The 13,829-nt window shown below is 64.6% G+C and carries 10 protein-coding genes; 1 reads left to right on the top strand and 9 read right to left on the bottom strand.

The features are described 5' to 3' along the window. Nucleotides 1–13: 13 nt before the first annotated feature. Nucleotides 14–475: a cupin domain-containing protein gene (locus QM588_RS05255; RefSeq protein ID WP_032370207.1), complete on the bottom strand. Its 462-nt coding sequence runs from the start codon at nucleotides 473–475 to the stop codon at nucleotides 14–16. Nucleotides 476–686: 211 nt separating this feature from the next. Between QM588_RS05255 and QM588_RS05250 the strand changes: the two genes are divergently transcribed. Further along, nucleotides 687–2,267 (top strand): glycoside hydrolase family 13 protein, encoded by a 1,581-nt coding sequence (locus tag QM588_RS05250; RefSeq protein ID WP_283312042.1) that lies wholly within the window; start codon nucleotides 687–689, stop codon nucleotides 2,265–2,267. A gap of 41 nt (nucleotides 2,268–2,308) precedes the next feature. Here QM588_RS05250 and QM588_RS05245 read toward each other — a convergent pair whose 3' ends face one another. From QM588_RS05245 to QM588_RS05210, 8 genes are all read right to left on the bottom strand, one after another. Continuing rightward, nucleotides 2,309–2,998: a hypothetical protein gene (locus QM588_RS05245; protein ID WP_283312041.1), complete on the bottom strand. Its 690-nt coding sequence runs from the start codon at nucleotides 2,996–2,998 to the stop codon at nucleotides 2,309–2,311. Beyond that, nucleotides 2,991–3,455: an acyl-CoA thioesterase gene (locus QM588_RS05240; RefSeq protein WP_283312040.1), complete on the bottom strand. Its 465-nt coding sequence runs from the start codon at nucleotides 3,453–3,455 to the stop codon at nucleotides 2,991–2,993. Before QM588_RS05240 ends, QM588_RS05245 begins: the two co-directional genes overlap by 8 nt. Nucleotides 3,456–3,497: 42 nt before the next feature. Beyond that, complete coding sequence (locus QM588_RS05235) at nucleotides 3,498–8,330, bottom strand: NAD-glutamate dehydrogenase (protein ID WP_283312038.1); 4,833 nt, start codon at nucleotides 8,328–8,330, stop codon at nucleotides 3,498–3,500. 135 nt (nucleotides 8,331–8,465) lie between these two features. Further along, the gene (locus QM588_RS05230) at nucleotides 8,466–8,882 is read right to left on the bottom strand and encodes an acyl-CoA thioesterase (protein WP_283312036.1); all 417 of its coding nucleotides are present in this window, start codon (nucleotides 8,880–8,882) and stop codon (nucleotides 8,466–8,468) included. A gap of 1 nt (nucleotide 8,883) precedes the next feature. Next, nucleotides 8,884–10,563, bottom strand: a complete 1,680-nt coding sequence (gene ettA, locus QM588_RS05225; protein WP_027497597.1) for an energy-dependent translational throttle protein EttA — start codon at nucleotides 10,561–10,563, stop codon at nucleotides 8,884–8,886. A 125-nt stretch (nucleotides 10,564–10,688) separates the two neighbouring features. Further along, entirely contained in the window at nucleotides 10,689–11,177 is a 489-nt protein-coding gene (ssb, locus tag QM588_RS05220) for a single-stranded DNA-binding protein (RefSeq protein ID WP_283312035.1), read from the bottom strand. A gap of 165 nt (nucleotides 11,178–11,342) precedes the next feature. Continuing rightward, entirely contained in the window at nucleotides 11,343–12,002 is a 660-nt protein-coding gene (locus QM588_RS05215; RefSeq protein ID WP_283312033.1) for an IMPACT family protein, read from the bottom strand. A 30-nt stretch (nucleotides 12,003–12,032) separates the two neighbouring features. Continuing rightward, nucleotides 12,033–13,829: an ABC transporter ATP-binding protein gene (locus QM588_RS05210; protein ID WP_204847539.1), complete on the bottom strand. Its 1,797-nt coding sequence runs from the start codon at nucleotides 13,827–13,829 to the stop codon at nucleotides 12,033–12,035.

The following is a 13,829-nucleotide window of genomic DNA, read 5'->3' as shown; positions in this document are numbered from 1 at the left end:
ACGACGTCATCTTCTACAGCGACGCGCCCCGCCGAGGGCCCGCTGCGCCACCTCTGAGGCGGCCGAGCCGACGGCGAAGTGAGCCGGCTACCCCGAGCACGAAGCTCAGCGGCGCGGGCAGGTGCTGCCGCAGGATAGCGTGCTTACGGACGTAGTTGTCGACTCGCCATTCCGACCAGGTGCCGGCGCGGAACAACGCCGCGTCGCCGGCGACGAGAGTCCGGGGCGCGTGATCTTCACTGGACACGACGACCGACCCGTCCATGATGTGGACGATCTCGTCGACCGCGAAGTACCACCGAAAGCGTCCGGCCGTGCAATCCCACACATTGGTGGTCGTGGTGCCGTCGGTACTCCTGGACCACTCCGCGACGCGAGCCCGCGGGTTTCCCTCGAGGATCCAGGTGGGTTCGATGGGACTGTCGGAGAGCGAAACATCTTCCAGCCGCACGGCTTCTATGGTCGAGGTTCTCATGGTGTCGTCGCGTCCTCACCGTCGGGCGCGGCACCGGCCGCTGCACGTTTTACGTTGCAGAACATACAACACTTTCCAAACGTGCGGATACGTGTCGGTCATGTGAATGAGCACAATCCTTTACCTTCGGATCGACCGCCATTGCATTGCCGGGTGCACGCCAGCGCCCTCGAATCGTTCGCAGCCCATTCGTTTGGCACTATTGCCAGTTGTGACCGATCCGATCGAAAGCACCGAGTTGTCGTGGTGGCAGGACGCCGTCTTCTACCAGATCTATCCCCGGTCGTTCGCAGATGCGAACGGTGACGGTATCGGTGATCTCGACGGCATCAGAGACAAGCTCGGGTACCTCGAATTGCTCGGTATCGATGCCATCTGGATCGGACCGATCACGCGGTCGCCCATGGCCGATCACGGCTACGACGTTTCCGACCCCCGCGACATCGACCCCATGTTCGGCAGTCTCGAGATCTTCGACGCGTTGCTCGACGAGGCTCACGCCCGCGACATCAAGGTCACGATGGATCTGGTGCCCAATCACACCAGTAACGAACACCGGTGGTTCCAGGCGGCTCTGAACGCCCCTCGTGGCAGCGCCGAGCGAGCGCGCTACATCTTTCGAGACGGGCTCGGTGACGACGGTTCGCAGCCGCCGAACAACTGGCCGAGCATCTTCGGCGGTCCCGCCTGGACGCGAGTCGACGAGAAGGACGGCTCCCCCGGTCAGTGGTACCTGCACATCTTCGCGCCCGAACAACCGGACCTGAACTGGGACAACCCCGAGGTCTTCGACGACTTCGCGCGCACACTTCGGTTCTGGCTGGACCGAGGCGTCGACGGATTTCGACTCGACGTCGCCCACGGCATGGCAAAACCTGCCGAGCTGGCCGACATGAGCCTCGAGTTCAACGCACTGATGAAGAACGACGACGACGATCCCCGGTTCAACAACCCCCGAGTCCACGAACTGCACCGCCGCATCAGAGCCGTCATGAACGAATACCCCCATGCGGTGACGGTCGGCGAGATCTGGGTTCAGGACAACGTTCGGTTCTCCGAATACATCCGCCCCGACGAGCTGCACCTGGGCTTCAACTTCCGCTTGGCCAGTGTCGATTTCGACGCCGAGACCATCCGCGATGCGATCTCCAACTCGCTCGCGGCCGTCGAACTGGTCGGGGGCACCCCCACGTGGACACTGTCGAACCACGACGTCGAACGCGAGGTCACCAGGTACGGCGACGGAGACCTGGGCTACCACCGGGCCCGGGCCATGATTCTCGTCGAATTGGCCCTTCCTGGCACAATTTTCGTCTACAACGGTGCCGAGCTCGGGCTACCGAACGTGCAGCTGCCCGACAGTGCCCTGCAGGACCCGGTATGGGAGCGATCCGGGCACACCGAGCGCGGACGCGACGGCTGCCGAGTCCCCATGCCGTGGGAGGGCGATGCCCCGCCGTTCGGGTTCTCCACCGATCGCACCTGGTTGCCGATGCCGCCGGAGTGGAAGGGTCTGACCGCCGAGGCGCAGCTCGAAGAGGTCGATTCGATGCTCAGCCTGTACCGCACGGCGTTCGAGTTGCGCACCCTGCGGCCGGAGTTCACCGGCGGCGAAATCGATTGGTACGGAGCCCCTCCCGGGTGCCTGGCCTTCCGGCGCCGCGGGGGCTTGATCTGCGCCCTCAACGCCTCCGACGAGTCGATCCCACTCCCACCCGGCGAAGTGTTGCTGACCAGCACTCCGCTGGTCGACGGGATGCTTCCCGCGAACGCGGCCGCCTGGCTCGTCTGAGCCGGCCGGCCGGCTCGTCCGAACCGGCCGACCGGCCACGCTCAGCGTTCGACAGTGAGCGACAACTGTCGGCCCGGGCGGCGAACGAACACCGACCCGAACCTGGCATCGAGACGCAACCACACCTTCGTGGCACGTACTCGTACCACCTCTGCGGCGGCGATCCTCTCCGGGTCGACGTCGATCGTCAACGGATCGTTGCCGTCGTGCGGCACGAAACCCATTGCGGTCAAAGCGAATACGGTGCGCATGGTGACCGAGACGTCGTCGCCGTCACCGGTCACGTGCAACACCTGCTGTTCGAGCAGTGAGCTCGGCGGCCCGTGACTGCTGCCGTGTTCCTTCGCCAATGCGGCACCGCGCTGTGCGAGTCCGATGAGCACCCGGGCGGGGACGTCGTCGAGATGCTCGAATCCGCTGTCGGGAGGAAGGGTGCCACGCCACGCGGAGTCCATCGAGAAACCCGGGTCGATCACGCCGTCGTCCGCGTTCTGCAGTGCGGACACCAACACATCGGCACCCGCACTGGTGTCGTCGGGCACGATGGTTCCCGCTATCACGCGCGCAGCGAGCGCATCGAAACCGGTTGCCGCCCAACACGACACGCCTCCGACGGCCCGAGTACGCAACCGAACGACAGCAGCCTCGTCCAAGCGCAATGCCCTACTGCAGAACGTCTGGAGGTTCTCCCGCTCGACCGCTTCGGGAACGGTCAGAACGCGCTCATACACGCTGCCAACTCACCAGGAACTCGCGCTCGGCGGGGGTGAGTCGACGCAGTCGCTGCGCATCGATGTCGAACGCCGCGATCTGCGTCGACGCCACCACCGCTGCCGGCATATCCAGCGATGCCCCGCGTGCCCGCACCTCGTACCCCACGACGAAGTCCACCGCGCGGACCGCATCGATCCACATGAAGACGTCGAGGGGTCCGTCCTCGTGTCGCAGCTGCCCGCGATACTTCACGTGCAGGTCGGCAATGACGGCACCGTGACGCAGATTCGCAGTCGGCCTACCGTCCACCAGCAGCCACGGGATCCGCGCCTCTTCGAGCAACGTCACCATCCGCGCGTGGTTGATGTGTTGATACACATCCATATCCGACCACCGCACATCCACAGCGGCGTGAAAGCCCACCCGCTCGGTGGCGGGTCTCTTGTCGGACAGATGGTCGTCGGGCACACTCACGCGGTTGCTACCTCTTCTCGATCGAACGGAAGTTCCATGGTGTCAGGGAACCATGTTTCTCACCTGTCGAGCGGCAACCGAGAGTGTCGCCAAGTCCAGCGTGCCCGTCTCGGCGATCTCGGTGAGCGCTGCGCGCGAGCGGGCCAACCGCGACGAATTGGTCGATTCCCATTCGGCGATCTTCTCCGTGACCGACTCGTCCGGTTCGCCTGCGGCCAACACGGCCTTGGTGATTCCGCGAAGGGAGGCGTACAGATCGTCACGAAGAGCCAAGCGCGCCAACGAATGCCATCGATCGCCGCGGGCCAGCTTCGAGACCGCGGTGAGCAACCAGTCGATGCCGATGTGCGCGTCGAGCGCGAAGTACAGCTCGGCCACCTCCGCTCCGTCCCGGTCGACGATGTCGGCGATATCGATGATGTCGAGCAGGCAGTAGACGTCGAGCAGGCCGTAGATCCGACGTGCCAGCTCGGCCGGAGCACCTCGTTCCATCGCGGCCCCCGAGCGCCGGTCCAGATCGACCGCCTGGTGACCGGAGATCCATGACGCGACCCGCGGCTGCAGCGCGCGAACCTGCCCGGCATAGCGACTGATCTCGGCCCCGACCGCCAGCGGCTGCGGCCGATTGGCCAACAGCCACCGGGATACTCGATCGAGCATGCGACGCGATTCGAGCAGCAGCTCGGCCGACACTGCGGTGGGTACGTCGGCCGCGCGAATCGAATCCCACACCTCGTCGAGGCCGAAGATCTCGGTGGCAGCGGCGAACGCGCGGATGGCGTCGGTGCCTGCGGCACCGGAGTCCTCGGTCAAGCGATACGGGTAGGTGATTCCGCCGCAGTCGATGGCCTCGTTGGCGAGCGTCGTCGCCACCAGTTGACGCCGTAGCGGATGCGCCTTGATGGCATCTGCATACGGATCCCGCAGTGGCTCGGGGAAATACTTGGGTAGCCGGGGGGCGAAGACGTCGCTGTCGGGAAGCTCGCTGTCGAGCAGTTCCGCTTCCAATGCCAATTTCACGTGCGCCATCAACGTCGCGAGTTCCGGCGACGTCAGTCCACGACCGTCTTGCTTGCGACGACGGAGATCGGCCTCGGTGGGCAGAGCCTCGAGCTCCCGGTCGAGCCCTCGACGCGTCTCCAGATCCTCGATCACCCGGCTGTGCACCGTCACCAGATGTGGTGCGTCGAATCTGGACGTTCCGAGCAACTCGTTCTGCATGATGTTGTCCCACAACACCAATCGCCCGACCTCGTCGGTCATGGACGCAAGCAGCTCGTCGCGGTCTTCGCGCGCCAGGTTTCCGTTGGTGATGGCTGTCTCGAGCAGGATCTTGATGTTGACTTCGTGATCGGAGCAGTCGACGCCCGCCGAGTTGTCGACGGCGTCGGTGTTGATCTTGCCGCCGGCTGCGGCGTACTCGATTCTGCCCAGTGCGGTGGCACCGAGGTTTCCGCCCTCCCCCACCACGGCCGCTCGCACATCCAGGCCGTCGACCCGCACCGCGTCGTTGGCCTTGTCGCCGACTTCGGCGTTGCTCTCACTGGATGCCTTGATGTAGGTGCCGATTCCGCCGTTCCACAGCAGATCGGCGGGGGCCTTCAGGATCGCGTTCACCAACTCGGGTGGTGACAGTGCAGCAACCGATTCGTCCAACCCGAGGGCCGACCGTGCTGCGGCGCTGATGGGTACAGATTTGCGGGTCCGCTCCCACACCCCTCCGCCGGCACTGATGAGCGAGGTGTCGTAGTCCGCCCACGACGACCGCGGCAGGGCGAACAAGCGCTCCCGCTCGGCGAACGACGACTCCCGATCGGGATCGGGGTCGAGAAAGATGTGCCGGTGGTCGAACGCCGCGAGCAAGCGAATGTGTCGGCTCAGCAGCATGCCGTTACCGAATACGTCTCCGCTCATGTCGCCGACGCCGACGACCGTGAAATCCTGACTCTGCGTGTCGATTCCGAGCTCACGGAAGTGCCGCTTGACGCTCTCCCACGCACCCTTGGCGGTGATTCCCATGGCTTTGTGGTCGTATCCGGCGGATCCACCGGACGCGAACGCGTCACCGAGCCAGAATCCGTACTCGGCAGCGATGCCGTTGGCCATGTCGGAGAAGGTCGCGGTGCCCTTGTCCGCCGCGACGACGAGGTAGGTGTCGTCTCCGTCGCGGCGCACCACCCCGGTAGGTACCGATACCGACCCGGTAGCGCGGTCGAGATTGTCGGTGATGTCGAGCAACCCGGCGATGAACAGTCGGTAGCAGGCTTTGCCTTCCTCGGCGTATGCCTGTCGATCTCGGTCGGCTTCACCTGTGGTCACCGGAGGACGCTTGACGACGAATCCACCCTTGGCCCCGACGGGCACGATGACTGCGTTCTTGACCATCTGAGCCTTGGCGAGCCCGAGAATCTCCGTCCGGAAGTCCTCCCGCCGATCGGACCAGCGCAACCCGCCTCGGGCCACCGCACCGAACCTGAGATGGACCCCCTCGACGCGCGGGGAGTACACGAAGATCTCGAACGTGGGCTTCGGTTTGGGTAGCTCCGCGATGGATTGCGGGTCGAACTTGAGCGAGAGGTACGGGCGATGTGCACCGTCGGATCCCACCACGAAGTGGTTGGTGCGCAACGTCGCTCGGATGAGCTCGAACATGCTGCGCAGAATGCGGTCGGCATCGAGGCTGACGACCTCGTCGATCAGCTCGCCGAGCTGAGTGCCGATGGCCTGCGCGTCCGCTTCGGCACTGGTCTCGGGGTCGAACTGCGCCTCGAACAGCCCGACGAGCAGCCGAGCGGTGCGCGGATGCGCCAGGAGGACGCCCTCGATGTTGAACTGACTGTAGGGAAAACCCGCCTGCCGCAGGTACTTCGCGTAGGCACGCAACACCACGGCCTGCCGCCAGTGCAGACCTGCACGCATCACCAGTTCGTTGAAACGATCCGCTTCTGCCGCGCCGCTCCACACCGCCGCGAATGCGTCGGTGAATCGATGCTGGACCCGGCTCTCGCGATCGGCCGTGCCTGCCTCGGACAGCTCGGCGTCGAGGTCACCGTCGATGGCGGAGCGCAACATCTCACGTGAGGCGGAGAGACCGAAATCGTATATCCAGCAGGACATTCCATCCGGGCGGACCACCGGGTACGGTCGCTCGTCGTCGACCTCGACACCGAGACTCTGCAGAATGGGCAGCACCTGGGACAGCGATACGCCGGCACCGCCGATGTACAGCGAGAAGCGCCAGCTACCCACGGCCGACCGCTCGTTGCGGTAGAGCTGCATGTCGATCGCTTCGTCGCCCAGTGCTTCGAGGCGGGCGATGTCCGTGACAGCTCTGGCCGGACTGAAATCCTGCTTGTACGCCTCGGGAAATGCCTCGGTGTAGCGCTGAATTCGCGCCGGGTCGACGGCTCGGTCGAGAGAAACGGCGTCCCCCAACGAGTCCTCCCACGTTCGGGTGGTCTCGGTCAGCGCCGCTTCGATCCGGGCGATGTCGTCGGCGGACAGGTGGGGAGACGCGGTGCCCGGTGCTCGGCGCACCGTCACGTGCAGCAGCGCTAGATCCGATTCGGTGACGCGTGCGGTGTAGTCGAGCGAGGTACCACCGAGCTCCCGGAGCAGTCGGTCCTGGATCGCGAGTCGGACGCGAGTGGTGTAGCGATCTCGCGGCAGATACACCAGAGCACTGACGAAGGACCCACTCGCATCGGGTCGAACGAACAGCTTGACCTTGCGCCGGCGACCCAGCGCCAGAACAGCACTCGCCGTCTCGAAAAGCCACGAGGCAGAGGTTGCGAACAGTTCCGACCGCGGCATCGACTGCAGCACCTCGAGCATGGCCTGACCGGAGAAGGACCCGAGATCATGACCGGCCCTGGCGATCACCGACCGCACTCGACGCTCGATCACCGGAATGTCGAGGACGTTCTCGTGCAGCGCGGTGACGGTGAAGACGCCGACGAACCGATGCTCGGCGGAGTCGTCGGCGTCGATCACACTGACGAAATAGGGGTAGACAGCACGATGAACCGTGGCCGGGTTCGGACCTTGCGTCAGAGCAACCAGATCGCGTTCACCGACCGGTTCGGGTCCGTCTCCATGTTGGCCGGCATCGCGAAGGACACCCAGGCTGCTGGATTCCACACCGGTTGCGGTTCGGTCACCGTCGCTACCGTCGATCGTGTATCGGCGGTAACCCAGCAAGGTGTAATGGCCGTCGCCCAGCCAACGCAGCAAGGCAGCCGCATCCCGGTGTGCGACGGCTGGTTCGGAGTCGGTGTCGCCGGACGCTGCAGCGACACCGTCCAACCGATCGGCCACGGCAGCCTGCACGCGACGCATCTCGTCGGTGTCACCGACGACCTGACGCACATCGCCAAGTACTCGACTCGTCTCCCCTTCCAGCTGCGCGACGGCACCGTCGGATGTGGACGGGTGCAGCTGCACGTGTATCCAGGATTCCGCAATGCCGGCAGAGCTCAGCCCGGTGAGCACTCCCTCTGCGTTGCGATCGACCGAGAGGATGGGATGAACCACGTCGGTGTATTCGATGCCGAGACGCGAGAGCAGCGACATGATCGACTCGACCAGCAACGGCATGTCGTCGGTGACGATCTGTAGGTAACTTCCCGCTGCCTGCTGTGCTGCAGACTCGTTCGGTCGATGGACCGCCACGTTTGCCGTCCCCGGCAGCCGCTGTGCGGCGAGCCGAACATGCCGCCGAAAAGTGGTGATGTCGGGGGTATGCGCGGACACTGCGAGCGCCGTGGCGTCGGTGTGCTCGAAATACTCCGTACGCAATGTCGCCAACTCGGCCACAAGCCTGTCGTCGAGCCCGTCGGCCCAGTCGTCGTCGGTCAGGTCAAGCGAGCGTGACATTGTTTTCGAGTACTCCCTCGTGAGGATTTCCCGACGCCCGCCGATCGCCGGTCGTCGATGACCCCTCGACCCTAGTGCGGGTGACCCCGCAAGCGCAGAGATCTCGAGAACCAGCGCGTCAGGCCGATCCGGCAGTCACGGCGAATCGCTGTGGAGATACTCGCTCAGTGCAGTTCGTTCGTGTTCGCGCAGCGGCCTGGACGAGGACGTGTCGAGGTCGAAGGCCACCATCAGTGCCTCCGCGTCTGCGCACACCGTTCCGTTTCGATCGGTGACGACGTGCCGGACGCCGTACGACGTGGTTCCGATGCGAGTGATCCACAGCTCGATCACCAGCGGGCCGGAGTCGTCGAGAATCGGATGCAGGAAGTTGGTGGTCAACGTACGAACCACCACCGCGCCGCGATTTTCCGAGCCCCCCAGCGCCACGTTCAGAAACTGAACGCGGCCTTCCTGGAGGTACTCGACGAACCGGGTGTTGTTGACGTGCCCGAGGCGGTCGGAATCACCCCACCGCACCTGAAGTGTGCAGGTGAAGGTCTGTGCCGACATGTCAGTCTCTGGTCAGCTTCCGGTGCGTGACGCGATGCGGACGTGCTGCGTCGGGCCCGAGACGCTCGACCTTGTTGGCCTCGTAGCCCTCGAAGTTGCCCTCGTACCAGTACCAGGCAGCTTCGTTGTCTCCGAAGCCGCCTTCCCACGCCAGGATGTGGGTGCAAGTGCGGTCAAGGAACCACCGGTCGTGCGAGATGACCACGGCGCAACCGGGGAATTCCTCGAGCGCGTTCTCGAGCGATCCGAGTGTCTCGACGTCGAGGTCGTTGGTCGGCTCGTCGAGCAGGATCAGGTTGCCGCCCTGCTTGAGCGTCATCGCCAGGTTCAGACGGTTCCGCTCACCGCCGGAGAGCACTCCGGCCGGCTTCTGCTGATCGTGGCCCTTGAACCCGAACGAGCTGATGTACGCGCGCGACGGGAATTCCGAGTTGCCCACGGTGATGAAGTCCAGGCCGTCGGAGACCGTTTCCCAGACCGTCTTCTTCGAGTCGATGCCCGAGCGGTTCTGGTCGACGTAGCTGAGCTTGACGGTCTGCCCGATCTTCACCTCGCCGCCGTCCGGCTCCTCGAGCCCGACGATGGTCTTGAACAGCGTCGTCTTACCGACACCGTTGGGTCCGATGACGCCGACGATTCCGTTGCGCGGCAACGTGAACGACAGATCCTTGATCAGCACGCGGCCGTCGAAGCCCTTGTCCAGGCTCTTGACCTCGACTACGACGTCGCCGAGGCGCGGCGGGTTGGGGATCTGGATCTCGTCGAAGTCGAGCTTCCTGGTCTTCTCGGCCTCGGCCACCATCTCGTCGTAGCGAGCCAGACGAGACTTGCTCTTGGCCTGGCGAGCCTTGGCACCGGAGCGAACCCAGGCGAGTTCGTCCTTGAGGCGCTTCTGCAGCTTCTGGTCCTTCTTGCCCGAGACTTCGAGACGCTCGGCCTTCTTCTCCAGGTAGGTCGAGTAGTTGCCCTCGTACGGGTACAGGTGTCCGCGATCGACCTCGGCGATCCACTGCGCGACGTGGTCGAGGAAGTACCGGTCGTGAGTCACGGCGAGAATGGCACCGGCGTAGGCGGCCAAGTGCTGCTCGAGCCACAGGACACTCTCGGCGTCGAGGTGGTTGGTCGGTTCGTCGAGCAGCAACAGGTCGGGCTTGCTCAGCAGCAGCTTGCACAGGGCCACGCGGCGCTTCTCACCACCGGAGAGGTTGGTGACCGGGGACTCGGGCGGCGGGCAGCGCAGCGCGTCCATCGCCTGTTCGAGCTGCGAGTCGATCTCCCAGGCGTCGGCGTGGTCGAGCTTTTCCTGCAGCTCGCCCATCTCCTCCATGAGCTCGTCGGAGTAGTCGGTTGCCATCAGCTCGGCGATCTCGTTGTAGCGCTTGAGCTGGACCATCGTCTCACCGAGTCCGTCCTCGACGTTCTCGCGAACGGTCTTGGTGTCGTCGAGAATCGGCTCCTGCATGAGAATGCCGACCGAGGCACCGGGAGCGAGGAACGCCTCACCGTTTCCGGGCTGATCGATTCCCGCCATGATCTTGAGGATGCTGGACTTACCGGCGCCGTTCGGGCCGACGACGCCGATCTTCGCTCCCGGGTAGAAGCTCATCGTCACGTCGTCGAGGATGACTTTGTCGCCGTGCGCCTTGCGCACCTTCTTCATGGTGTAAATGAATTCAGCCATGCCGCCCAGCTTATCGGTGCGGGCGCGTCGGAACACCATCGACCGAGTCCGCGCCGAGCCCACATCCGTCGTCCGCGGTCGCGCGCGGGCTGCATCCACCGGGGACGACGGATGTCGGCGGGCCGTCAGGCGGGTACCGCCTCGCGGATGTCGTCACCGATTCGATCGCGATCCGGCTCGTGCTCCGGTGGTTCGGCGGCACCCCGATCGTCGTCGGTGAGTGCCTCGTCTGCAGGTACTTCGGGCGCGACCGTCCTGGTCCGATGGATTGCCACGTTGCAGCGCGCAAGGTCCGGACCGACGGCGCTGGCCCGCATCTCGAGGTCGGATCGTTCGACGCCGTCGCGATTGGTGTATTCGTTGGTGCGCAGCTGTCCGTAGGCGATGATCGGATCGCCCTTCATCAACGATGCGCCGACGCCGCGCACGAGTCGACGCCAGCACGTGACCGTGAGATAGAGCGTGCCGCCGTCGGTCCATTCACCGGTGTTGCGGTCCTGCCGGCGGGCGTTGCTCGCCATCCGGAAGCTGAGGACCTCGTCGCCGGTGGGTGTGGAGCGCTTGACGGGATTGGTGATGACGGTGCCCACAACAGCGCACTGAGCTTCGTACATGGTGTCTTCCTCTCGATGAAGGTCGCGTGATTGCGATCGAGATCGACACTGCTACGCCGGAGCGGCCCGTGACGGACCGGTTCGCGAAATGTGGACAACCGCTGAGCCTGTGGATCAACGTCCGGAATCGGCGAGTCATGACGCCACTTCTGTCGGACCGGTGTGCTACTCGGCTGTCTCTACGTAGACGTGCCCACCGAGAGCCGGCACCACCCGTCCGGCGGTGAGCGCAGCCACCAGCGCTGCAGTCGAATCGGCGTCTGCGACGGCGACGGTGAGCACGGCTCGTGCAGCGTAGGCGGTATCGAGCACCGACGCCCCGTGTCCGCGTAGCTCCGATTCGAGCCGTCCCACCTCGGCGTGGTCGAGTTCGAGCGTCAGCACGTCGCGTCGCTCTCGGGTGAGAAACAGGGCCTGGGTCAGCGCCTCGGTGACCGCACCGCCGTACGCCCTGGCCAATCCGCCGGTACCGAGTTTGGTGCCGCCGAAATATCGGCCGACCACCGCGACCACGTTGGTCAACCGGTGACCACGCAGCACCTCGAGCATCGGCGTTCCTGCCGTGCCGCTGGGTTCGCCGTCGTCGTTGGATCGCTCGATGCGGTGGGCCTTGTCTTCGTGGACGGTAACGATGCCTGCAGCCGAGGATTCGACGATGAATGCCGAACAGTGATGTCCGGCAGTCGGATCCGCTTTCCGTGCCGCAGCGATGACCGCGCGAGCGTCGGCCTCGGTGCTCGCCCTGTCCACCACGGTGACGAACCGCGATCTCTTGACCTCGGTCTCGCACTCTACCCGGCCGGCGATCGTTCGAAGCTCGCTCACGCGGCAGCCCAGCTCATTGAACAGCCCTGATCATGCAGCAACGCTGTCCACGACATCGTCTGCGGCACGGACCAATTGGGCGTACATACCGTCTTCGGCGAGCAGAGCCTCGTGGCTTCCGACCTCGCGCACGATGCCGTGATCGAGTACCGCGATGGCGTCTGCTGCTCGCACGGTGGACAGGCGATGGGCGATCAGAATGGTGGTACGGCCGTGCATCAAACCGTCGAGCGCTGTCTGCACTGCGCGTTCGGTGCGATTGTCCAGGGCGCTCGTCGCCTCGTCGAGCACCAGAATCGGCGGGTTGCGCAGGACAGTTCGGGCGATTGCGATGCGCTGCTTCTCACCGCCGGAGAATCGGTAGCCGCGCTCGCCGACCATCGTGTCGTAGCCGTCGTCGAGGCCGTCGATGAAGTCGTGAATCTGGGCAGTCCGAGCGGCGGCAACGATCTCGTCGTCGGTGGCGTCGGGTTTGGCGAACCGCAGGTTCTCCCTGATGGTGGCGTGGAACAGGTAGGTCTCCTGAGAGACGACGCCCACCAGGTCGGCAATGTTCTCCGACGCCAGGTGCCGCAAGTCGACACCGTCGATGGTCACCGATCCGGCTGTCGGATCATGCAGGCGGGCAACGAGGTATCCCAGCGTGGTCTTGCCCGATCCGGTTGCGCCGACGAGCGCGAGCGTGCTCCCGGCCGGTACGTCGAGATCGATGTTGCACAACGTCGGGACAGTCGCGGCGGCATACGTGAAGTCGACGCCGCGGAAAGCGACATCGCCGCGCACGCTCTCTCGCGAGAGTGTGATCGGGTGCTCGGGTTCGGCGACATCGATGGGCAGATCGAGATACTCGAAGACTCTGCCGAACAACGCCAAGGATGCCTGTACTTCAACGCCGGTGTTGAGCAATTGCATGGTGGGCCGGAACAATTGGGTCTGCAATGCGGTGAACGCGACCAGGGTGCCGATGGTCAATGCACTCCCCTGACCGATGGTGATGCCGGCGAACCAGTACACCAGAGCGGGCATCACGGCGAAGCTGATCTGAATTGTCGCCATCCGCCACTTGCCCGCCATCATCGCGGCCAGTTCGACACCCGCCACCTCGTGCGACCGGTCGGCGAATTTGTCGGTCAACGCTTGGGCGGAACCGGTCGTCTTGCCCAGAAGAATTCCACTGACGGACAGTGATTCCTCGATCTGGACGGACAGATCGCTGAGCAATTTCTGCCGCTTGGTCGAGATCTTGCGACGCTCGTCGCCGATACGTCGAGCGACTCGCACGAAGATCGGCAGGATGATCAGCGAGAACGTGGCGAGCTTCCAATCGAGCAGGAAGAGCGCGACCACGGTCGCAGCGACCGTCGTGGCGTTCTGCGCGATGGACGTAGCGGTGTTGGTGACGACGGATTGCATGCCGCCGATGTCGTTCGCGATACGCGATTGCACCTCACCGGTGCGCGTTCGCGCGAAGAATCCGAGGGACTGCCTCTGCAGGTGCGAATAGACCTGCACGCGCAGATCGTGCATGAGTTGCTGACCGACTCCGTTGGACATCCAGGTCTGCACCACGCCGAGAGTGTTGGTGGCGACTGCAACAGCGATCATGCCGACCGCGATGAGGCTGACGAGCGTGACGTCGCGGTCGGGAATTGCATGATCGAGGAGTTCGCGAAGAAGTAGCGGAGAGGCGAGCGCAATGATGGCGCTGGCCACGATGATCGCGCTGACGACAGCGATCTTGCGCCGGTAGGGCGTGAACAGAGCCAGGACTCGTCGGACGGGCGCTGGATCGGAAGCGAGTGGTACGCGTTCGGGACGGCTTTCCAA

It is taken from the genome of Rhodococcus sp. IEGM 1354, from assembly GCF_030056855.1.
Taxonomy (GTDB): domain Bacteria; phylum Actinomycetota; class Actinomycetes; order Mycobacteriales; family Mycobacteriaceae; genus Rhodococcoides.
The sequence above is the reverse complement of the archived record's forward strand: the minus strand, read 5'-3'. Positions and strand labels throughout refer to the sequence as shown.

What these genes read in the sequence shown, in the direction of transcription:
- ssb (WP_283312035.1), bottom strand. Translation starts at nt 11,177, where the DNA reads ATGTACGAAGCTCAGTGCGCTGTTGTGGGCACCGTCATCACCAATCCC.
- QM588_RS05255 (WP_032370207.1), bottom strand. Translation starts at nt 475, where the DNA reads ATGAGAACCTCGACCATAGAAGCCGTGCGGCTGGAAGATGTTTCGCTC.
- ettA (WP_027497597.1), bottom strand. Translation starts at nt 10,563, where the DNA reads ATGGCTGAATTCATTTACACCATGAAGAAGGTGCGCAAGGCGCACGGC.
- QM588_RS05235 (WP_283312038.1), bottom strand. Translation starts at nt 8,330, where the DNA reads ATGTCACGCTCGCTTGACCTGACCGACGACGACTGGGCCGACGGGCTC.
- QM588_RS05230 (WP_283312036.1), bottom strand. Translation starts at nt 8,882, where the DNA reads ATGTCGGCACAGACCTTCACCTGCACACTTCAGGTGCGGTGGGGTGAT.